This is a genomic window from Lysobacter sp. Root667 (assembly GCF_001427715.1).
In the GTDB taxonomy this organism is placed as follows: domain Bacteria; phylum Pseudomonadota; class Gammaproteobacteria; order Xanthomonadales; family Xanthomonadaceae; genus Lysobacter.
In genome coordinates this window covers 96,722-121,980 of the sequence record NZ_LMHF01000013.1, presented here as the reverse complement: position 1 = coordinate 121,980, position 25,259 = coordinate 96,722, and the positions used below count along the sequence as shown (strand labels likewise).

Below are 25,259 nucleotides of genomic sequence, written 5' to 3'. Positions count from 1 at the left end.
AGTCGAAAGGGGGTCAAACCGTCTGAATCACGGGGGTTTGCGCGATCCGCTCCGCCGCCAGGGCGTCGGGTTCGGGCAAGGCGACGAAGCCCGGGGTCGCGCGCACGCGCGCCAGCCAGGCCAGCAGCGCCGGGTACGGCGTCAGGTCGATGCCGCCGTGGCCGGCGACGTCGGTGTAGGCGAACAAGGCGATGTCGGCGATGCCGTAGCGGCCGGCGCTGAACCAGTCGTGTTCGCCCAGATGGCGTTCCATCACCTGCAGCGCGCGATGGCCGCGTTCGCGCAGCATCGGCAGCTCGGCGCGGCGCGGCGAATCCAGCGGGGTCCAGCCGGCGATGAAACGCGCGACCGCGACATAGGGTTCGTGGCTGTACTGCTCGAAGTTCATCCAGCTCAGGGTCTGCGCGCGCTGCCAGCGATCGTCGGCGAGGAAGGCGCTGCCGTTGGCGAGGTAGTACAGGATCGCGTTGGATTCGCTGAGGGTGCGGCCGTCTTCGAGCTCGATCACCGGCACTTTGCCGTTCGGGTTCAGGGCCAGGAACTGCGGAGTGCGGGTTTCGCCGCGGCTGCTGTCGACTTCGACCCAGCGGTAGGGCTGGCCGAGCTGCTCCAGCAGCAGCTTGAGCTTGTGGCAATTGCCCGAGGGCGAGAAGCCGTGGACGGTGATCATGCGCGGTCTCCGTGCTTGCGGCGCGCGCGCCATTCTTCGCGGCTCTGGCCCCAGACCTCGATGTCCTTGTCGTTGAAGGGTTCGGGCAGGCGGTCCTGGCGCAGATAGCGCGAACCGAGCTTGGCGGCCACGCCCTTGGAAGCGAGGTTGCCGGTGTCGATGGTGTGGATCACTTCGCTCCAGCCGAGCCGGTCGAAGGCCCAGTCGATGGCCGCCGCCGCGCCTTCGCTCGCATAGCCCTTGCCGCCTTCGCTTTCGACGATGCCCCAACCCACTTCGGTGCCCGGCCAGCCTTCCGGCTGCCAGGGACCGAGGCGGCCGATCCAGCGGCCGGAGGACTTCTCGAACACCGAGAAGAAACCGTAGCCCACCGCGGCCCAGGAACCGATCACCGACATCATGCCGCGCCAGGCCAAGGGCCGCGCCTGCGGGCCGCCGATGTAGCGCAGGTAGTCGCCGGCGGCCATGAACCCGGCCCAGGCGTCGAAGTCGTCCAGCTGCGGCGGACGCAGCAGCAGGCGCGGCGTTTCCAGCTGCAGGTCGGGAATCGTCATCACGGATCGGCTCTCCTGCTGAGCGTGAATCACTGGCGGTGTGTAGCCCCTCTCCCGCGTGCGGGAGAGGGGTTGGGGTGAGGGCGCGCGAGCGCTGCTTGGCTTGCGCCGGCACTGCTTCGACGCGCGCCCTCATCCGGCCCTGCGGGCCACCTTCTCCCGCGCGGCGGGAGAAGGGAAAATCTTTTAGAACGCGTTGATGCCGGTCAGCTCGCGGCCGACCACCAGCTGGTGGATCGTCTCGGTGCCTTCGTACGTGATCACCGATTCCAGGTTCAGCGCGTGGCGGATCGCCGCGTGTTCGGTGGTGATGCCGGCGCCGCCGAGCAGATCGCGGCATTCGCGGGCGATGTCGATCGCCATGCGGCAGTTGTTCCACTTCGCCAGCGACACCTGGGTCGGCTGCATCTGGCCGGCGTCCTTGAGACGGCCGAGCTGGACGACGAGCAGCTGCGCCAGCGTGATGCGGCGCGCCATCTCGGCCATCTTGATCTGCGCCGACTGGGTCGCCGCGACCGGACGGTCGAACAGGATGCGCTCCTTGGTGTAGCCCAGCGCCTCGTCGAGGCAGGCGATGGCCGCACCGATCGGACCCCAGGTAATGCCGTAGCGGGCCTGGGTCAGGCAGCCCAGCGGGCCCTTGAGACCCTTCACGTTGGGCAGGCGGTTGGCGTCGGGCACGCGCACGTTGTCGAAGAACAGCGACGAGGTCACCGACGCGCGCAGGCTCATCTTGTGCTTGATTTCCTGGGCGGCGAAACCGGGCATGCCCTTCTCGACCACGAAGCCCTGGATGCCGTCCTCGGTCTGCGCCCAGACGATCGCGATGTCGGCGAGGTTGCCGTTGGTGATCCACATCTTGGAACCGTTGAGGACCCAGTCGCCGCCGTCCTTCTTGGCGTTGGTCTTCATGTTGGCCGGATCGGAGCCGCCGTGCGGCTCGGTCAGGCCGAAGCAGCCGATGATCTCGCCGCGGGCCATGCCCGGCAGCCAGCGCTGGCGCTGCTCTTCGCTGCCGTAGGCGTAGATCGGGTACATGCACAGCGAGGACTGCACGCTGACGAAGCTGCGGATGCCGCTGTCGCCGCGCTCGAGTTCCTGGCAGATCAGGCCGTAGCTGACCGCGTTGAGGCCGGCGCAACCGTACTGCTCAGGCAGCGAGGAACCGAGCAGGCCGAGGTCGGCGATCTCGGAGACCAGCTCCTTGGGGAAGCGGCCCTGGTCGAAGGCATCGCCGATGATCGGGATCACGCGCTCGTCGGTGAAACGGGCCACGGTGTCCTGTACGGCGCGCTCCTCTTCGCTGAGCAGGGAACGGACGTCGTACAGATCGTAGGGATTCAGGGCCATGGCGCGCTCAGGGGACCGTATCAACGAAAAGAACGCCATTGTAATGGCCGCGCCCGGTCCGGGTAAGGCCGAAGTTTGCGCGCGACCGGGCCGCTGTAAGCGTTATCAGGCCGTCCTCGCGCGAGGCCGGCCTGGCCGCATCAACGAAAACGGGGCCGGATAACCGGCCCCGTCGTCGTTCGGCGGAGGGTCGCAGGCCGTGCCTGCGCACGACTCAGCCGTGTTCGTTGCCGCTGTCCGCCGAGGCGGTCTGGGTCACGACCTGGCCGTCGATGACCGGCAGCTTCTGGCCCGGCCGCTCGTCCATGCGCACAGTCTGGTTCTGGCCCTGGTAGCGGTAGGTCACGTCGTAGCCGACCACCTTGTCCTCGTTGCCCAGCGAAATGCGCTTGCCCGGCTTGCTGTCGGTGCGCATGGTGCCGGTGGTGCCGTCCGGGTTGCGGTAGGTCACGTTGTAGGCGATCACGCGCGTGGACTGCGAGCTCTCCGAGACGGTGTGGCACTGGCGCTCGGTGCGGTTCACGACCCGGCCGCCGACGTGGTTGCGGTCGACGCGGTTGCCGATGTAGCCGCCGGCGGCGGCGCCGGCCACGGTCGCGGCCTTCTTGCCGTTGCCGCCGCCGACCTGGTTGCCGACGAGGCCGCCGATCAAGGCGCCGGCGACCGTACCGCCGATGTTGCCGTCGCGCTCGGGCAGGCGTTCCTGCACGACCACGTCCTCGCAGACTTCGCGCGGGGTCGAGCTGGTGCTGGTCTCGCGCACCGGGTCGGTGCCGAGCACGGTCGCATACAGCGCCTGCTTCTCGTTGATCGGCTTGACGTTGATCACGTCGGCGTAATCGACCTCCGGCTTGGCGGTGGTCGCGATCGCGCCGTTGGGGGCGATATCGCCTTCCGCCGTGGCCATGGCGCCGGCGTCCGGATTGGTCAGGGAAGTGGCCGGGGCAGCGCCGTTGCCACGGAAGCTCTGGAACGCGGCGACGGCGACGCCGCCTACGAGCAGCGAAGCGAGCGCTACAGCCAACATGTTCTTATTCATCGTGAGCCTCCTGCGGTGGCACGGGTTCTGTGGAACTGATGGCGCGGACGGTGGTCCGCGGGTGTGGACGGCGCCATTGCAACACTCGAAACCTGAACAAGTACCTATTGAAATCGGCAAATCTGTCCCCCGCATGAACCCGCCGCGACGACGTGTTAGCGTGTTTGCAACGCGCGTCACAACCCGGTATCGACATGGCCAACCCCCTGCTTGCTCCCCTGATGGGCTTCCTCGGACGCCTGAGTTATCCGCGGCTGTTCATGCTCACCGCGGTCCTGTTCGGACTGGACCTGGTGATACCGGACTTCGTGCCCTTCGCGGACGAGTTGCTGCTCGGCCTGGGCACCTTGCTGCTGGCCAACTGGAAGAAGCGCAAGGACGTGCCGCTGGAGCCGCCGGCGCCGCCCGCCCGCTGAATCGTGGCCACGCTGGTCGACAGCCACAGCCACCTGGACGCGCCCGAGTTCGACCAGGATCGCGCGGCGGTGATCGCACGCGCGCAGGCCGCCGGCGTGATGCGGCAGGTGGTCCCTGCCGTCGAAGCGGCGAGCTGGCCCAAGCTGCGCGAGGTCTGCGCGCAGGACCAGGGCCTGCATCCGGCCTACGGCCTGCACCCGATGTATCTGAGCTCGCACCGGCCCGAGCACCTGCGCGAGCTCGGCGACTGGATCGAGCGCGAACGTCCGCTAGCGGTCGGCGAATGCGGCCTGGACTATTTCGTCGAAGGCCTGGACCCGGAAGCGCAGTCGCTCTATTTCGAGGGCCAGCTGCGCCTGGCGCGCGATTTCGATCTGCCGGTGATCGTGCATGCGCGGCGCGCGGTGGACGCGGTGATCGCGGCGATCCGCCGCACCGGCCGGCTGCGCGGCGTCGTCCACAGCTATTCGGGCAGCGAGGAACAGGCGCGGCAGTTGTGGAAGGCCGGGTTCCTGCTGGGCCTGGGCGGCCCGGTCACCTACGAACGCGCGAACCGGTTGCGCGGGCTGGCCGCGAGCATGCCGATCGAGCATCTGCTGCTGGAAACCGACGCGCCCGACCAGCCCGACGCCGGCATCCGCGGCCAGCGCAACGAACCGGCGCGGCTGAGCGCGGTATGCGACACGATCGCGGCGCTGCGCGGCATCGCCCCCGACGCGCTCGCGGCCGCGACCAGCGCGAACGCGGAGCGGTTGTTTCGATTGCCGCCGTAGCTTTGGGGTAGGAGCGGCGTAAGCCGCGACCGCGACAGAACGACAACGGTGCAAGCGCCGACAATCCCGCATCGCCGTGGCGACGTCGGTGTATACGGTCGCGCGGTCGCGGCTTACGCCGCTCCTACCCCAAAAAAGCGCTCAGGCGGCTTCGGCCTTCGGCTTCAGCAGGATCTCCAAGCCCTTCCCCACCGCCGCGAACGCGAACGCGCCGGTGATGTGGGTGGCCGCGCCCAGGCCGGCGCCGCAGTCCAGCTTCAGCGCGGCGTCGGCGTCGAGCTTGGGCCGCAGGCCGCAGACGGTGCCGTCGGCTTGCGGGTATTTGACGTTCTCCAGCGAGTAGATCGCGCTGACGCCGAAGTAGCGGTCCGGGTTCTTGGGGAAGTTGAACTCGCTGCGCAGCTTCTTGCGGATCAGCGCCAGCATCGCGTCGTGTTCGGTGCGCGAGAGGTCACGCACCCGCACCAGGGTCGGATCGGTGCGGCCGCCGGCCGAACCGACCGCGATCACCGGCAGCTTGCGGCGCCGGCACCAAGCGATCAGTTCGACCTTGCTGCGGAAGCTGTCGCAGGCGTCCAGGACCAGGTCGTAGCCACGGTCGAGCAGTTCATCGAGGTTGGACGGGGTCAGGAAGCTCTGCACCGCATCCAGGCCGATTTCCGGATTGATCGCACGGCAGCGCTCGGCCATGACCTCGACCTTGGCGCGGCCGTAGTGGCCGTCCATTGCCGGCAACTGGCGGTTGGTGTTGGACAGGCACAGGTCGTCGGCGTCGATCAGGGTCAGGTGGCCGACGCCGCTGCGCGCTAGCGCCTCTACCGCCCACGATCCGACTCCGCCCATGCCGATCACGGCCACGCGGCGCGCGGACAGGCGCGCGACCGCGCCGTTGCCGTAGAGCCGGTCGATGCCGGCGAAACGTTCCCGCCACGCGGGAGCCACAGTGTTTTCACTCATGCGCACATTGTACGTGCACGCCCCCATTTAGCCCTGGCGGAACGCGCAACGCTGCGTGTTAAGGTTCGATCATCTTGGAGGAGGCCAGGCAATGAATGACACCCAGCCCAACACCGTCGCTGCCCCGCGCAAGGGCAACGGCAGGAAGTACTTGTTCCTGTTCCTGATCGGCCTGGTCATGGGCGCGATCGGCACGGTGATGCTGATGAGGGCGTGGCAGGCGCGTCAGGATCCCTTTCCCGACAGCGTGATGCACGTGCAGCAGTGGCACCTCAAGCAGCTTAAGGACCGGGTCACGGAGAACCGTTGCGCGGCGACCGACACCCTGCCGCACGTGAAGGCGCTGCGCACCACCGCCGACGATCTGGAATGGGCCTTCCCCGACCTCAAGGACGATGCCCGTTTCGGCCAGCATGCGAGCAAATTCCGCGGCACCCTCGATGCGGCGCTGGCCAGCCCGCCGCTCAACTGCGCCGGCGTCGGCGCCTTGACCGAGCAGATCGGCGAGGCCTGCGGAAACTGCCATCAGGACTTCAAGGGCTGAGCCCAGCGTGCCAATGCCCGCCGCCGGCTGAACGCGGCGGCGAGGCAGGGTTCCGATTGATGGGCTGTTCACACGTCGCCGCCTAGGTTGGAGCACGCGTGGCGGGTTTCGCCACTCGCCCCTCCACCCGCAGGAGATTAGTAATGAACACCCAGAATTTTCGCCTGCTCGGCATCGCAGCCGCCGCGACCCTGGCCTTGGCCGGTTGCGCCACCTCGCCGGGCTACTCGTCCGGCTACGGCAATTCGCAGCCGAACTACGGCAACGCCCCGGCCAACTGCTACGACTGCGGCACCGTGACCCGGATCGAGCAATTGGCTGGCGGCGGTTCCGCCCCCAGCAAGACCGGCGCCGTCCTCGGCGGCATCGTCGGCGCGGTCGCCGGCCATGAAATCTCGTCCCACACCGGCGGCAGCAAGGGCAACCAGAACGTCGCCGCGGTCGCCGGCGCGGTCGGCGGCGCGATCGCCGGCAACGCGATCCAGAACCGCGTCGACAACGGCCGCTTCAACGTCTACGTACGCATGGACGACGGCCGTACCACGGTGGTGACCCAGAACGACCTGGGCGGCATCCGCGAAGGCAGCTACGTCCGCGTCTACAACGGCCGCGCCTGGGTGCGCTGACTCTCGGCAAGACGGCTGTCGAAAAGCGGCTCGCTACGGCGAGCCGCTTTTTTTCTGCCTGAACCTCCTGCCCGGGCCCCATACCGATGCCGCATCGATGCTGCGCGGCAGCATTTCGGCAGCGATTTCGCACATTGCTACCTCAGTCACGCTTGCGGGGCACGCAACCCCCCGATCGCCACCCGAACCGCACTTGCACAGGATTAGTGTCGGTCGGTCCGCCCCCGCGGACCTCGCCTACACGAAGACAAGGAGATCGGTCGAATGAAGCTATTGCATGTCGTTTCCGGCACCGCAGTCCTGGCCGGCGCCATCGCCGCGGCCACCGCCGCCGGCCCCGCCGCTCCAGCCAACCCGTTGCGCGTGAGCATCAGCGCGTTCGACGGCGGCGCCGGCGCGCTCAGCGCCGCCAGCGTGGGCGCGCTGCAGGGCACGGTCGAAATCGCCGTGACCAACACCAGCCGCCGCACCGTGCGTCTGCCGAAGTGGCAGTTGCCCACCGAAGTGCTGGACGCCAACCTGTTCGAAGTCAGCGTCGACGGCGCCAAGGTCGAATACCAGGGCCCGATGATCAAGCGCGGCACGCCGCAGGCGGCCGACTTCGCGATCCTGCGTCCGGGCGAAACCTACCGTACCGTGGTCGACCTGGCCTCGGCCTACGACCTGTCGCAGGCCGGCGACTACACCGTCACCTACAACGCCCCGCTGCAATTCGCTTCCACCGACGACCGCAAGCTGCTGAACCAGGCCAACGGCCTGCCGATGAGCGCACGCAGCGCCCCGCTGCGGCTGTGGGTGGACGGCGGCGCCAAGCTCGACGCGGCCCAGCGCGTCAGCGCCGCGGCCAAGCCGGTCGGCCCGCTGCAGGTGGTCAACGGCGTCAACTACGTCGGCTGCACGAGCTCGCGCATCACCACCGCCGGCCAGGCCGTGAACTCGGCACGCAGCTATTCCGAAAACGCCAAGGGCTATCTCAACGCCGGCACCGTCGGTGCCCGCTATACGACCTGGTTCGGCGCCTACACCTCGTCGCGCTACAGCACCGCACGCCAGCACTTCGTCTCGATCGATGCGGCGATGGACCAGAACAACGGCCAGATCACCATCAACTGCGGCTGCAACCAGAACTACTACGCCTACGTGTATCCGAACCAGCCGTACCAGATCTATGTCTGCAAGTCGTTCTGGACCGCTCCGCTGACCGGCACCGACTCCAAGGCCGGCACCCTGATCCACGAGATGAGCCACTTCAACGCGGTCGCCGGCACCGACGATCACGTCTACGGCCAGAGCGGCGCCAAGAATCTGGCGATCAGCAATCCGGCCAACGCGCTGGATAACGCCGATAACCACGAGTACTTCGCCGAGAACACCCCGTTCCAGAACTGAGCGGCATCGCGACAGCGCACAGCGGCCCGTTACGGCGGGCCGCTTTGTTTATGTCGGACGGCTGCGGCGCAGAAACATAAACGGGCCGGGGATTTTCAGCGCGAGATAACCGCCGGGAATGATTCGCGGAAAAAGAAAAGCCCGGCTCGCGCCGGGCTTTTCAGGTCCTGAGCGCCGCCTCGCGGCCGCGCTTGGATGGGGTGTTGCCTTACAGCGGCTCGACGGCGTCGGCCTGCAGACCCTTCTGGCCCTGCACGACGGTGAAGGAGACCTTCTGGCCTTCCTTCAGGCTCTTGAAGCCCTGGGACTGGATCGCGCGGAAGTGCACGAACACGTCCTCGCCGTTCTCGCGGCTGATGAAGCCGAAGCCCTTGGCATCGTTGAACCACTTGACGGTACCGAATTCACGGTTCGACATTTTTACCTGCTCCTTGAAACGTTGGTTTGTTTAACGCAGCTCGCGCTGCGTGCTGGTTGCAAGGAGGAAGCGAGGTGCAACGATGTAGCGGATCGAGGATCAACCGCATCGGGCCACGATTCACGGTGACCCTTGGCAAACACAGCGCCCGCAACTTACCCCGCCATGGGGCAAAATGCAAACAGCCCGGACAGCCTGTCCGGACGGGGGTTATGGATGGATTTCACGACTGTTTATTACGTGCTGGCCGGGCTGCTGATCCTGGTCGGAATCGCCGGCACGGTGCTGCCGGCGCTGCCGGGTTTGCCGCTGGTTTTCGCCGGCATGTTGCTGGCCGCATGGGCCGGGGGATTTGAACAAGTCGGCTGGATCACCCTGACCGTGCTGGCGGTGTTGACGGTGGTGTCGATGGGGGTGGATTTCCTGGCCACGGCGATGGGCGCCAAGCGCGTCGGCGCCAGCAAGCTGGCCCTGGCCGGGGCCGTGATCGGCACCTTCGCCGGATTGTTCTTCGGCCCGATCGGCCTGTTCGCCGGCCCCTTCGTCGGCGCGCTCGGCGGCGAACTGATTCACAGCCGTCAGCTGGCCCACGCGACCAAGGTCGGCGTCGGCACCTGGGTCGGCATCCTGGTCGGCACGGTACTGAAACTCGGGCTCGCGTTCGCGATGGTGGCGCTGTTCGTGGCGGCCTGGATTCTGTGACGGAGCCTGCGCGGCGCATTCCCTGTTTCGGAAGCCGCGCTGAAGGCGAATCGCATTCAAGGTGGTAACCCCGGCGGCCCGCGGACACACTGTTGGAGTTACCGTTTCGATTATGGATATAAACAAATGATTGCAGACGCGAACCGCGCCGCCAGGCTCCGTCCCTGCCTGCACCCGCTGGCGTTGGCCCTGGCGATGCCTGTGTCGGCGCTGGCGCAGCAGGTGCCGGCTCCGGCCACGCCCGAGGCCTGCACCGCGATCGCCGTCGATGCCGACCGCCTGGCCTGCTACGACAAAGCCCTGAACCGACGCGCCGCGGACACCCGCGCCGCCGACGTGGCGGCCAAGGAGGCCAGGGCGATCCAGCGCAACCTGGAACTGGCCGACCAGATCGAGGGCCGGGCGCCGCCGCCGGCCGACACCGTGCCCGAACGCGCCCGCCGCATCGCCGGCGACCTGTACCCGAACGAGGCGCCGCTGGACAGCGCCATCGCCAACGCCGGCAAGGGCGGCCTGCTCGACAGCCGCTGGGAACTGGCCAAGGATTCCAAACTCGGCGTGTTCAACTTCCGCGCCTACAAGCCCGTGTATCTGCTGCCGGCGTTCTGGACCAACGACACCAACGAACTGCCGTACTCGCCGAACCCGCGCAACCAGGTCACCGACCCGCAGTCGCTGACCAGCGTCGAAGCCAAGTTCCAGCTCAGTTTCAAGACCAAGGCGGTGGAGAACCTGTTCGGCGACAACGGCGATATCTGGATGGGCTACACCCAGAGCTCGCGCTGGCAGGTCTACAACGGCGACGACTCGCGCCCGTTCCGCGAGACCAACTACGAGCCGGAAGTGCTGCTGGTGTTCCGCAACAACTACCGCATCGGCGGCTGGCGCGGGCGCATGGCCGCGATCGGGCTCAACCACCAGTCCAACGGGCGCGCCGATCCGTTCTCGCGCAGCTGGAACCGGGTGGTCGCCAACATCGGCCTGGACCGCGAGGACTGGGCGCTGACGCTGCGGCCGTGGTGGCGCATCTCCGACGGCAACGACGACGATAATCCGGACATCGAGGACTACATCGGCCGCGGCGACCTGACCGTGGTCCACCGCCGCGGCGGCCACGAGTTCAGCCTGATGGCGCGGCACTCGCTGCGCGGCGGCGACCGCTCGCACGGCGCGGTCCAGTTCGATTGGGGCTTCCCGATCCACAACTCGCTGCGCGGCCACCTGCAGGTGTTCGACGGCTACGGCGAAAGCCTGATCGACTACAACCACAAGGCCACCTACATCGGCCTGGGCGTTTCCTTGCTGGAGTGGTACTGAGCGCACGAAACCGCGATCGCGCGGCGACGCGGTTCGCAGCCCGCGCGACCGCGCCGGGTTAGGCTCGCCCTACCCCACGCAAGCGCGAGTTCCGCCATGAAAATGCGCCGCATCCTGTCGCTGGACGGCGGCGGCATCCGCGGCCTGGTCAGCTGCCTGTGGCTGACCGGCGTCGAGGACGCCCTGAGCCAGGCCGGCAAGCCCGACCTGCTGAAAGGCTTCGATCTGCTCGCCGGCAGCTCCACCGGCGCCATCGTCGCCGCGGGTTTGGCGATCGGGCTGGCCCCGGCCAAGCTCGCCGATCTCTACCGCGATCACCGCTATACCATTTTCCCTGGCATGGCCGAACGCCTGTGGTCGCGCAGCGGCCGCCTGCTGACTGCCGGCCCGTCGGCGCCCAAGTACGACGCCAAGGGCTTGGAGAAAGTGCTGAAGCAGGTCTTCGGCAAGACCACCCTGGGCGAGGTCCAGGCGCCGCTGCTGATCACCGCCTACGACACCGTGTCGCGCGCGCCGGTGATGTTCAAGAGCTTCAAGCCCGAACACCGCGAGCTGCCGCTGTGGGAGGTCTGCCGCGCCTCGTCGGCGGCGCCGACCTATTTCCCGGCGCATGCGATGAAGGTCGAAGGCCGGGACTGCGCGCTGATCGACGGCGGCGTGGTCGCCAACAATCCCACCGCCTGCGCGATCGCCGAGGCCCTGCGCAAGGACGCCCAGGTCGACAACAGCCGCGATCTGGTGGTGCTGTCGATCGGCACCGGCGAGCGCACGCGCAGCATCTCGCTGGCCGCCGCGCGCGAATGGGGCGCCTTGGAATGGGCGGTGCCGATCATCGACGTGCTGTTCGACGGCAACACCGACTCGGTCGACTACATCGCCCGGCAACTGGTCGGCGACGGCTACTTCCGCATGCAGGAACACCTGCACATCGGCCTGGACGACCTGGACGACACCAGCTCGACCAACCTGATCGCGCTGGAGTTCATGGCCAAGGAGTATCTGGCCAATGCGGACACGCAGGACATGCTGGCGGAGCTGGCGCGGCAGCTGTAGCGCCGGCTGCTTGCTGTGGGAGCGGCGTAGGCCGCGACCGCGGGGCTGCGAAGTGCGGCGCGATCCGGCTGTCGGGACGATGATCGGGGTGGCGAAGCGTTCGCCGGGTATGCGGTGGCGCGATCGCGGCTTACGCCGCTCCCACAGAAGGCCGCCGGACAGTGGGAGCAGAAGGCCGAACGGTGGGCCAGCAGAAGGTCGGACAGTGGGCCAGGAAGCGCAACGCCCGGCCTGGGCCGGGCGCTGCGATGCCGCCGATTCGACCGATCAGGCCGGTTCGACCACCACCGGAATCTTGCCGATCCGCGCCTGCCATTCCTTGGGTCCGGTCTTGTGCACCGACTCGCCGGCGCTGTCGACCGCGACCGTCACCGGCATGTCCTGCACGGTGAACTCGTAGATCGCTTCCATGCCCAGGTCGGCGAAACCGACCACGCGCGAGGCCTTGATCGCCTTCGACACCAGGTAGGCCGCGCCGCCGACCGCCATCAGATAGACCGAGCGGTGTTTCTTGATCGCCTCGATCGCGACCGGGCCACGCTCGGCCTTGCCGACCATGCCGAGCAGGCCGGTCTGCGCCAGTACCTGTTCGGTGAACTTGTCCATGCGCGTGGCGGTGGTCGGGCCGGCCGGGCCGACGACCTCGTCGCGCACCGGATCGACCGGGCCGACGTAATAGATGAAGCGGCCCTTGAAATCGACCGGCAGCGCCTCGCCCTTGTTGAGCATGTCGACCATGCGCTTGTGCGCGGCGTCGCGGCCGGTCAGCAGCTTGCCGTTGAGCAGCAGCACTTCGCCGGGCTTCCAGCTGGCGACTTCTTCCGGGGTGACGCTGTCCAGATCGACGCGGCGGCCCTTGGACGAGTCGTAGGTCAGCTTCGGCCAGTCTTCCAGCGACGGCGGATCCAGCATCACCGGGCCGCTGCCGTCGAGGGTGAAGTGCGCATGCCGGGTGGCCGCGCAGTTCGGGATCATCGCCACCGGCAGGTTGGCGGCGTGGGTCGGGTAATCCTTGACCTTGATGTCCAGCACCGTGGTCAGGCCACCCAGGCCCTGGGCGCCGATGCCGAGCGCGTTGACCTTTTCGTACAGCTCCAGACGCAGCTCTTCGGCACGATTACTGGCGCCGCGCGCCTGCAGTTCGGTGATGTCGATCGGCTCCATCAGCGATTCCTTGGCCAGCAGCATCGCTTTCTCGGCGGTGCCGCCGATGCCGATGCCGAGCATGCCCGGCGGGCACCAGCCCGCGCCCATGGTCGGCACGGTCTTGAGGACCCAGTCGACGATGGAGTCGGACGGGTTGAGCATGGCGAACTTCGACTTGGCCTCGGAACCGCCGCCCTTGGCCGCGACGATCACGTCGACCGTGTTGCCGGGCACGACCTTGACGTTGACCACGGCAGGCGTGTTGTCCTTGGTGTTGCTGCGCTTGCCGGCCGGATCGGCGAGCACGCTGGCGCGCAGCTTGTTGTCGGGGTGGTTGTAGGCGCGGCGCACGCCCTCGTTGACCATGTCTTCCACGCCCATGGTCGCGCCGTCCCAGCGCACGTCCATGCCGATTTCCAGGAACACGGTGACGATGCCGGTGTCCTGGCAGATCGGCCGATGACCTTCGGCGCACATGCGCGAGTTGATCAGGATCTGCGCGATCGCGTCCTTGGCCGCGACGCTTTCCTCGCGCTCGTAGGCGGCGGCGAGGTTCTTGATGTAGTCGACCGGGTGGTAGTAGCTGATGTATTGCAGGCCATCGGCGATGGATTGGATCAGGTCGTCCTGGCGGATGACGACCGGGCCGCTGGAGGCGGCAGGAGACGGGCTGGCGGTCACGGCGGGCTGCGGGCTGGCGGTGGGGATTCCCATTCTACCCGTCGTGCGCAGCGCGGCCGCGCGCAGGCCTGGAAGGCGGCGAATCGCGGCGCATAAGCCCTTGATCCTGGGCCGGAATGGGCGCGTGCCCTGCCCGAGGTCCGGTGGCGATGCTGGCGCGGCCGCAATGGACGCCGGTGCTGGCCGTCCGGGGCCTGTGGCCGCTGCGGCTATGGGCCTGAGCGACCGCAGACGCGGCACAGCTCGCTGCACCACGCTTCCGCGTTCGGAACCTCAGCCGCCGCAGCCGATGCGGCGGCGCTGCTGACAGAAGCTGTCAGCGCCCGGGCTTAGCGTGTCGCAACGCCCACGACCGTATAGGAACAGCCGCATGCCGTATCCCACCACCGTCCTGCTGCACGGCGCCGGCGTCGGCGCCTGGGTCTGGGCCTGCGTGATCGAGCGCATGGCCACGCCGGCGCTCGCTCTGGATGTCCCCTGCCGGCACCCCGGCGCGACGCCCGAGCAATGCGCGCAGGAACTGATCGCCGAACTCGACCGCCGCGGTATCGACGAGGTGGTGATCGTCGCCCACTCGCTCGCCGGTGTGCTGATGCCGGAACTCGCGGCGCGCCTGGGGGCGCGACTGCGGCACTGTGTCTACCTGTCGGCGGTGGTGCCGCCATCGGGCGGCGCGTTCGTGGATGCGCTGGGCCCGGTCGAACGCACGCTGCTGCGGCTGCTGTTCCGCTTCAATCGCAATGGACTCAAGCCTGGGCCTGCAATGATCCGCAGGGAGCTGTGCGACGATCTAGACGAAGCGACGGCCATGCAGGTGGTATCGCGCTATGCCGCCGAATTCCCGGGGCTCTACCTGACGCCCTGTCGCGCACAGCCGGTGCGCGTGCCTTCGACCTATCTGCGCCCGCTGCGCGACCGCAGCCTGGCGCCGTCGCGTCAGGACGCGATGATCGCGCGGCTGCAAGACCCGCAGGTGCGCGACCTCGACGCCGGCCATCTGGCCATGCTGTCGATGCCGGCGCAGGTCGCGCGGCAGCTGACGGCGATCGCGCTGGCGTCCGGCCAGGAGCGCGCCGCGGCCTGATCGCGGCGCGAGCGAGCGAGCGCGCAGACGCATTCGCGCTAGCACCCGACGACACCGACACGGCTATGCTGCGCTCGACACCCAGCCGCGATGCCGCCGCGATGACGCACAGCCTCGACCCCGCCTTGCCCGCTGCGATCGGGCCCCTGCCGCTGGCCATGCGCTACCTGCGCGTGGACCACGCCGGCGAGTTCGGCGCGATCCAGATCTACCGCGCCCAGATCCTGATCGGCCGCCTGCTGCGGCGTCCGTACGTGGCGCTGTTGCAGGACTTCCTGAGCCATGAGCGCACCCACCTGGCCACCTTCGGCGATCTCCTCGCCGCACGCGGCGTTCGACGCTGCCGCAGCTTCCTGCTGTGCGGGATCGGCGGCTACGCACTTGGACTGAGCACGGCGGTACTCGGCGAGCGCGCGGTGATGGCTTGCACGCGCGCGGTGGAAACCGTGGTCAACCGTCATCTGCAGGAACAGCTGGCGCATCTGATCGACACCGATCCGCAGGCGCATGCGGCCGTGGCTTCGATCGTCCGCGATGAACTCGAACACCGCGATGTCGCCGCCGAGCGCGTCGGCGCGGACGGTCCGCTGACCCGCGCGGTCGATGCGGTAGTCGCGATCTCGACCGAGTCGGTGATCTGGCTGGGCCTGCGGCTTTGAGCGCCTGCGCGCACCAGCCTGCTTTCACCATCCGCCAACCGGTCCCAGGCACAATCCGAGCATGTCCTCCCCCGTCGAAGCCGTCCCGCCCTCGTCCAGTCCCAGGACCGACCGTTCCGGAGGCAAGCCGAGTCTGCGCGAACGCTTCGACGCGCTGCGCAATCTGCCGCCGTTCCTGCGCCAGATCTGGAGCACCAGCCCGAGCCTGACCCTGCTCACCCTGGGGCTGCGCCTGGTCCGCGCGTTCCTGCCGATCGCGACCCTGTACGTGGGCAAGCTGATCATCGACGAAGCGGTGCGGCTGGTCGCGGCCGGCGTCGCCTTCGAATCGGTGGGCGCGGCGCTGAGCGGCGGCCAGCTCACCACCCTGCTCGGCCTGCTGGCCTTGGAATTCGGCCTGGCGATCGGCTCCGATCTGCTCGGGCGCATGGTCAGCTACGGCGATTCGCTGCTGTCGGAACTGTTCACCAACGCCACCAGCGTGCGCCTGATGGAGCATGCGGCGACCCTGGACCTGGAAGACTTCGAAGACCCGGACCTGCAGGACAAGCTCGACCGCGCGCGGCGCCAGACCATGGGCCGCATGAACCTGATGAGCCAGTTGTTCGGCCAGGTCCAGGACGCGATCACGGTGATCAGCTTCGCGGTCGGCCTGCTGGTCTACGCGCCGTGGCTGATCCTGCTGCTGGCGGTGGCGCTGATACCCGCCTTCGTCGGCGAAGCGCATTTCAATGCCCTGGGCTACTCGCTCAACTTCGCCTGGACGCCCGAGCGCCGCCAGCTCGAGTACGTGCGCCAGATGGGCGCCAGCGTCGAGACCGCCAAGGAGGTGAAGATCTTCAACCTCCACCGTTATCTCATCGCCAAATATCGCGAACTCGCGGACAAGTTCTTCAAGGCCAACCGTTCGCTGGCGCGGCGGCGCGCGGTCTGGGGCACCCTGCTCGCGGCGCTGGGCACGCTGGGCTACTACGTCGCCTACGCCTATATCGCCTGGCGCACGGTCAAGGGCGATTTCAGCATCGGCGACCTGACTTTCCTGGCCGGCAGCTTCCGGCGCCTGCGCCAGTTGCTCGAAGGCTTGCTGGTCGGTTTCTCGCAGGTCGCCGGGCAGGCGCTGTACCTGGACGATCTGTTCTCGTTCTTCGAGATCGAACCGGAGATCGTGTCGCCGGCGAATCCGCGCCCGGTGCCGAGGCCGATCGCGAGCGGCTTCGTGTTCGAGAACGTCGGCTTCCGCTATCCCGATGCCGAGCGCTGGGCGCTGCGCGGGCTGAACTTCGAACTGCATGCCGGCGAAGTGCTGGCCCTGGTCGGCGAGAACGGCGCCGGCAAGACCACCCTGGTCAAGCTGCTGGCGCGCCTGTACGACCCCGACGAGGGCCGCATCCTGCTCGACGGCCACGACCTGCGCGAGTACGACCTGGATCAGCTGCGCGCCAACATCGGGGTGATCTTCCAGGACTTCGTGCGCTATCACCTCACCGCCGGCGAGAACATCGGCGTCGGCCAGATCGACGCCATGCACGACCAGGAGCGGATCCGCAGCGCGGCCCGGCGCGCGCTCGCCGACCAGGTCATCGATTCGCTGCCGCAGGGCTACGACCAGCAGATCGGGCGCCGCTTCAAGACCGGCGTCGATCTCTCCGGCGGGCAGTGGCAGAAGATCGCGATCGCGCGCGCCTACATGCGCGACGCCCAGGTCATGATCCTCGACGAGCCGACCGCGGCCCTGGACGCGCGTTCGGAATTCGAAGTGTTCCAGCGCTTCAAGGAACTGTCGGACGACCGCACCGCGGTGCTGATCTCGCACCGCTTCAGCAGCGTGCGCATGGCCGACCGTATCCTGGTACTCGCCGAAGGCCGCCTGGAGGCCAGCGGCACGCATACCGAGCTGCTCGCGCAAGGCGGGCGCTACGCCGAACTGTTCGAATTGCAGGCCGCCGGTTACCGCTAAGGAGACTCCCCGCATGCCAGTCCGCCCCCACCGCCTCCCTCTCGTCCTCGTGCTCGCGCTGAGCCTGGCCGCGTGCGACAAGACGCCCGCCCAGAATGCGGCTGCCGCACGGCCCGCACCCGCCAAACAAAGCGGCCAGCAGCTCGCCAGCGAACGCGGTGCGGTCCAGCTCACCCGGATCGCCGAGGGCCTGGAACATCCCTGGAGCGTGGCCCTGCTGCCCGACGGCGGATTCCTGGTCAGCGAACGGCCCGGGCGGCTGCGCCGGATCGGCGCCGACGGCGCGATCTCGGCGCCGCTGGCGAACCTGCCCGAGGTCTGGGCCAAGGGCCAGGGCGGCTTGCTCGACGTCGTGCTGGCCCCGGACTTCGCCAGCAGCAAACGCATCTATCTCAGCTATGCCGAGCCCGGCCCCGACGGCAGCGCCGGCACCGCGGTCGCTACCGCCACGCTGGGCGAATCGGGGCTGAGCGATGTCGCCGTGATCTACCGCCAGCAGCCCAAGCTGGTCGGGCCGAATCATTTCGGTTCGCGCATCGCCTTCGACGGACACGGGCATGTCTTCATCACCCAGGGCGAGCGTCAGGAGCGCATGGCCTCGCAGGACTTGAAGATGCTGCAGGGCAAGCTGGTGCGCCTGAACCTGGACGGCAGCGTGCCGAGCGACAATCCCTATGCCGGCCGCAGCGACGCGCGCGCAGAGATCTGGAGCTACGGCCATCGCAACATGCAGTCGCTGGCGACCGACCCGCGCAGCGGCAAGATCTGGGAGGCCGAACACGGCCCGCGCGGCGGCGACGAGATCAACCTCCCCGAGGCCGGCAAGAACTACGGCTGGCCGATCATCACCAACGGCATCGATTACAGCGGTCTGCCCATCTCCGAAGCCGAAGGCAAAAGCAAGCCCGGCATGGAATCGCCTTACCACGTATGGGAAAAATCGCCGGGCCTATCGGGCATGGCCTTCTACACCGGCCACCCCGGCTCGCCGTGGAACGACAGCCTGTTCCTGGGCGCGCTCGCCGACGGAAATCTGATCCGCCTCAGCCTGGACGGCGACAAGATCGTCAAGGAAGAACGGCTGCTGGGCGAGCTGGGCAAGCGCATCCGCGACGTGCGCGTGAGCGCGGACGGCAAGGTGTATGTCTTGACGGACGAGCAGAACGGCGAGTTGCTGCGCCTGGATCCCCCGGCAGGCAAGCCGTAAGGCGACACACGCCCCACGCCGCGTACGCGTACCCGCGTCAGTTCGAATCCCCGCCATGGCGGGGATTCTTCTATGGGCCGCGGGAGGCGCCTATCGTTTCGAGGCCGCGCGACCGATGCGGTTCGCCTTCGGCTCACCGCATCCTACGAACCGGCGTTCGCGATCAACTCTTTTGTTTGGCCCGCGCGAAGGCGTCGGCCAAGGCCCCGCCCATCGGCGCAGCCGCCTTGCCCGCCGATGCGAACGAGCCGCCGCGCGGTGCCTGGTCGCGGCGCCCGCCGCGGCCGCCGTCGTTGCCACGGCCGCCGCCGCGATCGGCGTTGGCGCGGTCCGCACCGCCGCCCGGCGCGCGCGGCGCCGGCACCGCCTCGTCGAGGCGGCGCGTCAAGGCGATGCGCTTGCGTGCGATGTCGACCTCCAGCACCCGCACCTTGACCACGTCGCCGGCCTTGACCGCCTCGCGCGGGTCCTTGATGTACTTGTCCGACAGCGCCGAGATGTGGATCAGGCCGTCCTGGTGCACGCCGATGTCGACGAAGGCGCCGAACGCGGCGACGTTGCTGATCACGCCTTCCAGGATCATGCCGACCTTGAGGTCCTTGAGATCCTCGACGCCGTCGGCGAAACGCGCGGCTTTGAATTCCGGGCGCGGGTCGCGGCCAGGCTTCTCCATTTCCTTGAGGATGTCGCGCACGGTCGGCAGGCCGAAGGTGTCGTCGGTGTACTGCTCGGGCTTGAGCCCGCGCACGAACTGCGGATCGCCGAGCAACTGCTTCACCTCGCGGCCGCATTGCTTGACGATGCGTTCGACCACCGGATAGGCCTCCGGGTGCACCGCCGAGGCGTCCAGCGGTTGCTCGCCGCCGACGATGCGCAGGAAGCCGGCGCACTGCTCGAAGGTCTTCTCGCCCAGGCGCGGCACTTTCAGCAGGGCCTTGCGCGAGGCGAACGGGCCGTTCTCGTCGCGGTGGCGGACGATGTTCTCGGCGACCGTGCTCGACAGACCCGACACCCGCGCCAGCAGCGCCGCGGAGGCAGTATTGACGTAGACGCCGACCGCGTTCACGCAGTCTTCGACGCGGGCGTCGAGCGCGCGCGCGAGGCGGTACTGGTCGACGTCGTGCTGGTACTGGCCGACACCGATCGCCTTGGGGTCGATCTTGACCAGCTCGGCGAGCGGGTCCTGCAAGCGCCGCGCGATCGAGACCGCGCCGCGGATGCTGACGTCCAGGCCCGGGAATTCCTTGGCGGCGAACTCTGAGGCCGAGTACACGGAAGCGCCGGCCTCGCTGACCACGATCTTGGTCAGGTTCAGCTCCGGCGCGAGCTTCATCAGGTCGCCGGCGAGCTTGTCGGTTTCACGCGAGGCGGTGCCGTTGCCGATCGAGATCAGTTCGACCGCGTGCTTGGCGCACAGCGCGCGCAGCGTGTGCAGCGACTGGTCCCACTGCTTGCGCGGCTCGTGCGGGTAGATGGTGTCGGTGGCGACCAGCTTGCCGGTGGCGTCGACCACCGCGACCTTGACCCCGGTACGCAGGCCCGGGTCGAGGCCGAGCACGGCGCGCGGACCGGCCGGCGCGGCCAACAGCAGGTCCTTGAGGTTGTCGCCGAACACGTCGATGGCTTCGGCTTCGGCCTTTTCGCGGGCCTGGCCGAACAGGTCCAGCAGCAGGTGCAGGTGCAGCTTGGCGCGCCAGGTCATGCGGCAGGCGTCGAGCAGCCAGCGGTCGGCGGCGCGGCCACGATCGGCGACGCCGGCGTGCAGCGCGACCCGGCCCTCGCCGTAGGCATGGCCGGCGGCCGGATCGGCGGTGGGTTCCAGGTCGAGGTACAGCACTTCCTCGCGGCGCGCGCGGAACAGCGCCAGCAAGCGGTGTGAGGGAATCTTGGCCAGGGCCTCGGCGTGGTCGAAGTAGTCGCGGTACTTGGCGCCTTCGTTCTCCTTGCCTTCGACCACGCGGGCGCGGATCACGCCGGTCTGGTGTAGCCAGGTGCGCAGTTCGCCGACCAGCGCTGCGTCTTCGCCCCAACGCTCCATCAGGATCGCGCGCGCGCCGTCGAGCGCGGCCTTGACGTCGGCGACCTGCTTGTCTTCGCTGACGAAACCGGCGGCGAACGCTTCCGGTTGCAGCGTCGGATCGGCGAGCAGCCCGTCGGCCAGCGGCTCCAGGCCGGCTTCGCGCGCGATCTGCGCCTTGGTGCGGCGCTTGGGCTTGTACGGCAGGTACAGATCTTCCAGGCGCGCCTTGCTGTCGGCGGCTTCGATGTCGGCGCGCAGCGCGTCGCTGAGCTTGCCCTGTTCGGCGATGCTGTCCAGCACCGCGGCGCGGCGGTCCTCGAGCTCGCGCAGGTAGCGCAGGCGGGTTTCGAGGTCGCGCAGTTGGGTGTCGTCGAGGCCGCCGGTGACTTCCTTGCGGTAGCGCGCGATGAACGGCACGGTCGCGCCTTCGTCGAGCAGGGCGATGGCGGAACGGGCCTGGGCGGGTTGCGCACCGATCTCGGCGGCGATGGTGCGTGCGATCTGTTCGGCGATCTGCGGTGCGGACTTCGAATTCGTGTCTTGCATTGCGTCCAATCGGTCTGGCACCCGCTGGCTGCGGGCTGACCCGATTGTCGCAACGCCGGGCGGCAGGGGAAACCCGTTGACAGCGGCGGCGGAAGCGGGGCCGATTCCACGGCGGCACTTCAAAGTACGAATCGCGGCACGGGCTAGGCGAATCCTCGCGACCGCGGTCGCCAGGCAGCAGATGAGAGTCACTCTCATCGATCGGCTACAATGCGGCCCCGGCTCCACTCCCCTGCCCCGCATGTCCTCCGCATTTGGCACCGAGACGGTGCTGGACGTCCGTCACTGGACCGACGACTACTTCAGCTTCACCACCACCCGCGACGACGGTTTCCGTTTCGAGAACGGGCAGTTCGTGATGATCGGACTGCAGGTTCCGCAGGCGGACGGTTCGTCCAAGCCCCTGCTGCGCGCGTATTCGATCGCCAGCGCGAACTGGGAAGAGCAGCTGGAGTTCTTCAGCATCAAGGTTCCGAACGGGCCGCTGACTTCGCGCCTGAAGGAAATCCAGCCGGGCGACCAGGTGCTGATCGGGCGCAAACCCACCGGCACCCTGCTGATCCACGATCTGCATCCGGGCCGCAACCTGTACCTGCTGGGCACCGGCACCGGCTTCGCGCCGTGGCTGTCGGTGATCAAGGACCCGGAGACCTACGAGCGCTTCGAGCGGGTGATCCTGTGCCACGGCGTGCGCAGCGTCCAGGACCTGGCCTACCGCGACTACATCGTCAACGAGCTGCCCAAGCACGAGTTCCTCGGCGAGCAGATCGCCAGGCAGCTGCATTACTACCCGGCGGTGAGCCGCGAGACCTTCGACTTCGCCGGCCGCGATCAGCGCGGGCGCCTGACCGAGATGATGGCCGACGGCCGGATGATGGCGCAGCTCGGAATCGAGCCGCTGGACGCCGAGCACGACCGCGCCATGATCTGCGGCAGCCCGCAGATGCTGGCCGACTTCCGCGAACTGCTGGACGGCCGCGGCTTCAGCGCCGCGCCGCGCATCGGCACGCCGGGGCAGTACGTCTACGAGCGTGCGTTCGTCGAGAAATGAGCGCGCGTCCGCTCTCGTCGCTACGCGCCGCGCTAGGCCGGCTGTCGGCGGCCGTGCTGATGTCGCTGTGCCTGGGCGCGGCGCTGGCTCCGGCGGCCGCAGCCGACGACGCGAGCACCTCGAACACCGCGAACACCGCGAAAACAGGCGCACAGGCGCCGCAAGTCGGCGACCTTCCGCCCGACTGGCTGGGCCTGGACCGCGACGGCCGCTCGATACGGGTCAGCCAGTACCGCGGCAAAGTCGTGCTGGTGGTGTTCTGGGCCGGCTGGTGCGAACAATGCCGGCGCGAACTGCCGCAGTTGGCGGCTTTGCAGGCCGGCGTCGGTCGCCAGCGCCTGGAGATCGTCGCGATCAACTACGCCGAGCCGCAGCGCGACTACGACGCGTTCCTGCGCCTGAACCCCAGGCTGGACCTGACCTACCTCCGCGATCCGGGCACGGTCGCGCGCTACTACCGCGTGCGCGCCGTGCCCAACGCCTTCCTGATCGACACCCATGGCCGGATCGCGCACGTGCAGCGCGGCTACACGCCGCAGAAGGTCGAACGCCTGGTGCGCGAGCTGCACGCCCTGTTGCCGCCGGCACCGGCCGGGCGCGACTAGCGCGGCTCAGGCGGCGCGGCGTTCCTGGCGCAGCGCGCCGCGGTAGCGCCGGCTGCACGGGATCCGGGTGCCGTCGCTCATGGTGATGCGCGCGTCGCCGCTTTCCAGCGGCTCGATCTCGCCGACGCAATCCAGGTTGACCATATAGGAGCGGTGCACGCGCACGAAGCGGGCCGGGTCGAGCTGGGTCTCGATCGTGGCCATGGTGGTGCGCAGCGGGTAGTCGCGGCCACGCAGGTGCAGGTTCACGTAGTTGGACGAGGCCTGCAGCCATTCGACTTCGCCGGCGGCGATCAGGAACTCCTTGCCCAGCTTGCGCACCAGGAAGCGCTCGGGACGCTCGGGCATGGCCGGCTCGGGCAGGTCGTCGGGCGGCGCCAGCAGGCTGGCCTCGCCCTGCCAACGCCGCAGCAGCAAGCGGTAGCCTTCGATCCACAGCACCATATAGGTGTAGGAACGCACGTCCTTCAGGTACTCGTAGACGAAGCCCATGCCCCAGGAGCCGAAGTCGTAGGACTCGCCCAGGCCGGCGTAGACCAGCTTGCGCAGGCCGACCATCAGACTCACATGCAGCAGCGACCAGACCACGCTGCCGAGCAGGTGCAGGCCCAGCGCCCGCCGCCAGGTATCGATGTGGAACGGGACCTTGCGGGTGTACCGGACCAGGGCCGGGACCAGGGCCAGCGCGACCGCGCAGCTGGTCGCCTCCCAGATCGCCGGCGCCCAGTCGGGGATGTCCAGCCCGACCCGGTGGATGTCGATGATCGTGGTCAGGGTGCCCGCGACCGCGTTGACCGAGAACAGCAGCACCCAGCTCGCGATTTCGAGGACGCGCCGCCACGGCTGGTAGCGGTCCCAGGCACTGGGCGGGACGAGCGGCTGGGCCGGCGGGATGGCGTTGTCGGCGTCGGCCATCCGGGCCGCGGTCGGTTCGTAGTTCATACCCGCATTCTCGCCTGTGCGGGTGCAGTCGCGGCAACCGGCCGTCCCCGAAGCCCGCGATTCGTCCCCGCGGGCCCACCGCCGGTCACCTCGGCGCTGCGCCGCGGGGCCGTCGCGGCAAGGCTGTGCGCTCCACCACTGCCGCGGACCGACCCATGCAACGCCGCCACGATATCGACGCCCTGCGCGCGATCGCCTTCGCCCTGCTGATCCTCTACCACTGCGCCATGCTCTATGTCGCCGAGTGGGACTGGCATCTGAAAAGCACGCACCTGTCCGAGCCGCTGCAGATCCCGATGCTGTTCATGAACCGCTGGCGCATGGACCTGATCTTCCTGATCTCGGGCCTGTCGGTGCACTTCCTGCTGCGCGGCACCTCGCTGGGGCGCTTCGTGGTCCAGCGCAGCTGGCGCCTGCTGCTGCCGCTGACCTTCGGCTGCCTGGTGGTGGTGCCGATTCAGCCCTATGCCCAGGGCGTGGCCAACGGCCTGGTCGAGCCGGGCTTCGTCGACTTCCTGCTGCGCTACTACCAGTTCCAGCCCTGGCCCAAGGATGCCTTCGACGGCTGGGAGTACGGCTTCACCTGGAACCACCTGTGGTACCTGGCCTACCTGTGGGTCTATACCGTCGTCCTGGCCGCCCTGCTGCCGCTGTTCCGCAACGGCCTGGGCCGGCGCCTGCACGCGCGGGTGGCCGGGCTGCGCGGCTGGAAGCTGCTGATCCTGCCGGCGCTGCCGCTGGCGGTGGCGACCATGCTGCTGCAGCCGCATTTCGAGGAAACCGGCGACCTGATCCACGACTGGTACCGCCACGCGATCTATTTCAGCGTGTTCCTCTACGGCTACTGGCTGGGCAACGACAGCGGCCTGTGGAACGAGCTGGTGCGGCTGCGCAAATGGAGCCTGGGCCTGGCCCTGGGCCTGTTCGGCTTCTACCTGACCCTGGCGCTGGCGTTGCCGGACGACATCCCGGACGTGCTGCAGAAGAGCGTGTGGCTGCTGCGCAACCTGTACATCTGGTTCGCGATCTCGGCGATCCTGGGCTGGGGCCATGCCCTGCTCAACCGCCCGTTCCGCTGGCTGCCCTGGGCCAACGAGGCGGTCTATCCCTGGTACGTGCTGCACCAGAGCCTGATCGTGCTGATCGCGTACTGGATCCTGCCGCTGCACCTGGGCCCGGTGAGCGAGCCGGTGATCGTGGTGGTCGGCACCGTGCTGGGCTGCTGGGGGCTGCACGCGATCATCCGCCGGGTGCCGCTGCTGCGGCCGTGCTTCGGGCTGAAGATGCGGCCGCGGGAGACCGTGAAGGCGGCGGTTCCGGTGCAACTGCAAGCGGCCAACGACGTGGCATAGGCCAGTGTGGGAGCAGCGTGAGCCGCGATGAATCCCAGCCTGGGACGAAATCGCGACTCACGTCGCTCCCCCAGAAGGCAACGGCCGCCGATTTCGACTTGGGGTAGGAGCGGCGTGAGCCGCGACCCGTGAGATCGAGCGGCTGCGAAACTTTCGCTGCGCCCGCGTGTTGCGGTCGCGGCTTACGCCGCTCCTACCCC

Annotated in this window: 24 protein-coding genes; 15 read left to right on the top strand and 9 right to left on the bottom strand. The window is 68.3% G+C overall.

Annotation, left to right across the window (positions count from 1 at the left end; genetic code table 11):
* Positions 1-13: 13 nt before the first annotated feature.
* The 4 genes from ASD78_RS20775 to ASD78_RS13245 all read right to left on the bottom strand — a co-directional run bounded on the left by ASD78_RS20775 (position 14) and on the right by ASD78_RS13245 (position 3,613).
* The gene (locus ASD78_RS20775; protein WP_162250174.1) at positions 14-670 is read right to left on the bottom strand and encodes a glutathione S-transferase family protein; all 657 of its coding nucleotides are present in this window, start codon (positions 668-670) and stop codon (positions 14-16) included.
* Positions 667-1,224: a GNAT family N-acetyltransferase gene (locus ASD78_RS20770; protein WP_056102151.1), complete on the bottom strand. Its 558-nt coding sequence runs from the start codon at positions 1,222-1,224 to the stop codon at positions 667-669. Before ASD78_RS20770 ends, ASD78_RS20775 begins: the two co-directional genes overlap by 4 nt.
* Positions 1,225-1,410: 186 nt before the next feature.
* Positions 1,411-2,574 carry an acyl-CoA dehydrogenase family protein gene (locus ASD78_RS13250; RefSeq protein WP_055906277.1) on the bottom strand — a complete coding sequence of 388 codons (1,164 nt, stop codon included), beginning with the start codon at positions 2,572-2,574 and terminating at the stop codon, positions 1,411-1,413.
* A gap of 214 nt (positions 2,575-2,788) precedes the next feature.
* Entirely contained in the window at positions 2,789-3,613 is an 825-nt protein-coding gene (locus ASD78_RS13245; RefSeq protein WP_056102148.1) for a glycine zipper 2TM domain-containing protein, read from the bottom strand.
* A 194-nt stretch (positions 3,614-3,807) separates the two neighbouring features.
* On the opposite strand from ASD78_RS13245, the gene ASD78_RS13240 reads away from it, so the two are divergent.
* Together ASD78_RS13240 and ASD78_RS13235 are read left to right on the top strand one after the other, a co-directional pair.
* Complete coding sequence (locus ASD78_RS13240) at positions 3,808-4,029, top strand: DUF6116 family protein (protein WP_055906270.1); 222 nt, start codon at positions 3,808-3,810, stop codon at positions 4,027-4,029.
* 3 nt (positions 4,030-4,032) lie between these two features.
* Positions 4,033-4,803, top strand: a complete 771-nt coding sequence (locus tag ASD78_RS13235; RefSeq protein WP_056102145.1) for a TatD family hydrolase — start codon at positions 4,033-4,035, stop codon at positions 4,801-4,803.
* A 141-nt stretch (positions 4,804-4,944) separates the two neighbouring features.
* Here ASD78_RS13235 and ASD78_RS13230 read toward each other — a convergent pair whose 3' ends face one another.
* Positions 4,945-5,760 carry a tRNA threonylcarbamoyladenosine dehydratase gene (locus ASD78_RS13230; RefSeq protein ID WP_056102142.1) on the bottom strand — a complete coding sequence of 272 codons (816 nt, stop codon included), beginning with the start codon at positions 5,758-5,760 and terminating at the stop codon, positions 4,945-4,947.
* A gap of 91 nt (positions 5,761-5,851) precedes the next feature.
* On the opposite strand from ASD78_RS13230, the gene ASD78_RS13225 reads away from it, so the two are divergent.
* The 3 genes from ASD78_RS13225 to ASD78_RS13215 all read left to right on the top strand — a co-directional run bounded on the left by ASD78_RS13225 (position 5,852) and on the right by ASD78_RS13215 (position 8,319).
* Complete coding sequence (locus ASD78_RS13225) at positions 5,852-6,304, top strand: hypothetical protein (RefSeq protein ID WP_055906265.1); 453 nt, start codon at positions 5,852-5,854, stop codon at positions 6,302-6,304.
* 143 nt (positions 6,305-6,447) lie between these two features.
* Positions 6,448-6,930 carry a glycine zipper 2TM domain-containing protein gene (locus ASD78_RS13220; protein WP_055906262.1) on the top strand — a complete coding sequence of 161 codons (483 nt, stop codon included), beginning with the start codon at positions 6,448-6,450 and terminating at the stop codon, positions 6,928-6,930.
* 264 nt (positions 6,931-7,194) lie between these two features.
* Positions 7,195-8,319, top strand: a complete 1,125-nt coding sequence (locus tag ASD78_RS13215) for a M35 family metallo-endopeptidase (protein WP_055906259.1) — start codon at positions 7,195-7,197, stop codon at positions 8,317-8,319.
* A 208-nt stretch (positions 8,320-8,527) separates the two neighbouring features.
* On the opposite strand, the gene ASD78_RS13210 is transcribed toward ASD78_RS13215, so the two are convergent.
* On the bottom strand, positions 8,528-8,737 hold the full coding sequence (locus ASD78_RS13210; RefSeq protein WP_055906256.1) for a cold-shock protein: 210 nt from the start codon (positions 8,735-8,737) through the stop codon (positions 8,528-8,530).
* 216 nt (positions 8,738-8,953) lie between these two features.
* Between ASD78_RS13210 and ASD78_RS13205 the strand changes: the two genes are divergently transcribed.
* From ASD78_RS13205 to ASD78_RS13195, 3 genes are all read left to right on the top strand, one after another.
* On the top strand, positions 8,954-9,439 hold the full coding sequence (locus ASD78_RS13205) for a DUF456 domain-containing protein (RefSeq protein ID WP_055906252.1): 486 nt from the start codon (positions 8,954-8,956) through the stop codon (positions 9,437-9,439).
* Between the two features lie 126 nt (positions 9,440-9,565).
* Positions 9,566-10,756, top strand: coding sequence for a phospholipase A (locus ASD78_RS13200; protein ID WP_056102138.1), 1,191 nt, complete (start codon positions 9,566-9,568; stop codon positions 10,754-10,756).
* Between the two features lie 96 nt (positions 10,757-10,852).
* Positions 10,853-11,809: a patatin-like phospholipase family protein gene (locus ASD78_RS13195; protein WP_056102133.1), complete on the top strand. Its 957-nt coding sequence runs from the start codon at positions 10,853-10,855 to the stop codon at positions 11,807-11,809.
* Between the two features lie 267 nt (positions 11,810-12,076).
* Here ASD78_RS13195 and ASD78_RS13190 read toward each other — a convergent pair whose 3' ends face one another.
* Entirely contained in the window at positions 12,077-13,669 is a 1,593-nt protein-coding gene (locus ASD78_RS13190; protein ID WP_235565861.1) for a fumarate hydratase, read from the bottom strand.
* Positions 13,670-14,006: 337 nt separating this feature from the next.
* Here ASD78_RS13190 and ASD78_RS13185 point away from each other — a divergent pair, with 337 nt between their 5' ends.
* The 4 genes from ASD78_RS13185 to ASD78_RS13170 all read left to right on the top strand — a co-directional run bounded on the left by ASD78_RS13185 (position 14,007) and on the right by ASD78_RS13170 (position 18,543).
* Positions 14,007-14,720 carry an alpha/beta fold hydrolase gene (locus ASD78_RS13185; RefSeq protein ID WP_056102132.1) on the top strand — a complete coding sequence of 238 codons (714 nt, stop codon included), beginning with the start codon at positions 14,007-14,009 and terminating at the stop codon, positions 14,718-14,720.
* A gap of 65 nt (positions 14,721-14,785) precedes the next feature.
* Complete coding sequence (locus ASD78_RS13180) at positions 14,786-15,379, top strand: demethoxyubiquinone hydroxylase family protein (protein WP_056102129.1); 594 nt, start codon at positions 14,786-14,788, stop codon at positions 15,377-15,379.
* Positions 15,380-15,440: 61 nt separating this feature from the next.
* On the top strand, positions 15,441-17,336 hold the full coding sequence (locus ASD78_RS13175; RefSeq protein ID WP_056102126.1) for an ABC transporter ATP-binding protein: 1,896 nt from the start codon (positions 15,441-15,443) through the stop codon (positions 17,334-17,336).
* A 13-nt stretch (positions 17,337-17,349) separates the two neighbouring features.
* The gene (locus tag ASD78_RS13170) at positions 17,350-18,543 is read left to right on the top strand and encodes a PQQ-dependent sugar dehydrogenase (protein WP_056102123.1); all 1,194 of its coding nucleotides are present in this window, start codon (positions 17,350-17,352) and stop codon (positions 18,541-18,543) included.
* A 163-nt stretch (positions 18,544-18,706) separates the two neighbouring features.
* Here the strand turns inward: ASD78_RS13170 and ASD78_RS13165 are convergent, their stop codons facing one another.
* Positions 18,707-21,109 carry a Tex family protein gene (locus ASD78_RS13165; protein WP_056102120.1) on the bottom strand — a complete coding sequence of 801 codons (2,403 nt, stop codon included), beginning with the start codon at positions 21,107-21,109 and terminating at the stop codon, positions 18,707-18,709.
* Positions 21,110-21,350: 241 nt separating this feature from the next.
* Between ASD78_RS13165 and ASD78_RS13160 the strand changes: the two genes are divergently transcribed.
* Both ASD78_RS13160 and ASD78_RS13155 read left to right on the top strand, forming a co-directional pair.
* On the top strand, positions 21,351-22,160 hold the full coding sequence (locus tag ASD78_RS13160) for a ferredoxin--NADP reductase (protein WP_055906228.1): 810 nt from the start codon (positions 21,351-21,353) through the stop codon (positions 22,158-22,160).
* Positions 22,157-22,765: a TlpA disulfide reductase family protein gene (locus ASD78_RS13155; protein WP_056102117.1), complete on the top strand. Its 609-nt coding sequence runs from the start codon at positions 22,157-22,159 to the stop codon at positions 22,763-22,765. Before ASD78_RS13160 ends, ASD78_RS13155 begins: the two co-directional genes overlap by 4 nt.
* A 6-nt stretch (positions 22,766-22,771) precedes the next feature.
* On the opposite strand, the gene ASD78_RS13150 is transcribed toward ASD78_RS13155, so the two are convergent.
* Positions 22,772-23,707, bottom strand: coding sequence for a LytTR family DNA-binding domain-containing protein (locus ASD78_RS13150; RefSeq protein WP_235565860.1), 936 nt, complete (start codon positions 23,705-23,707; stop codon positions 22,772-22,774).
* A gap of 155 nt (positions 23,708-23,862) precedes the next feature.
* Here ASD78_RS13150 and ASD78_RS13145 point away from each other — a divergent pair, with 155 nt between their 5' ends.
* Positions 23,863-25,059: an acyltransferase family protein gene (locus tag ASD78_RS13145; protein ID WP_056102114.1), complete on the top strand. Its 1,197-nt coding sequence runs from the start codon at positions 23,863-23,865 to the stop codon at positions 25,057-25,059.
* The last annotated feature ends 200 nt before the right edge of the window (positions 25,060-25,259 follow it).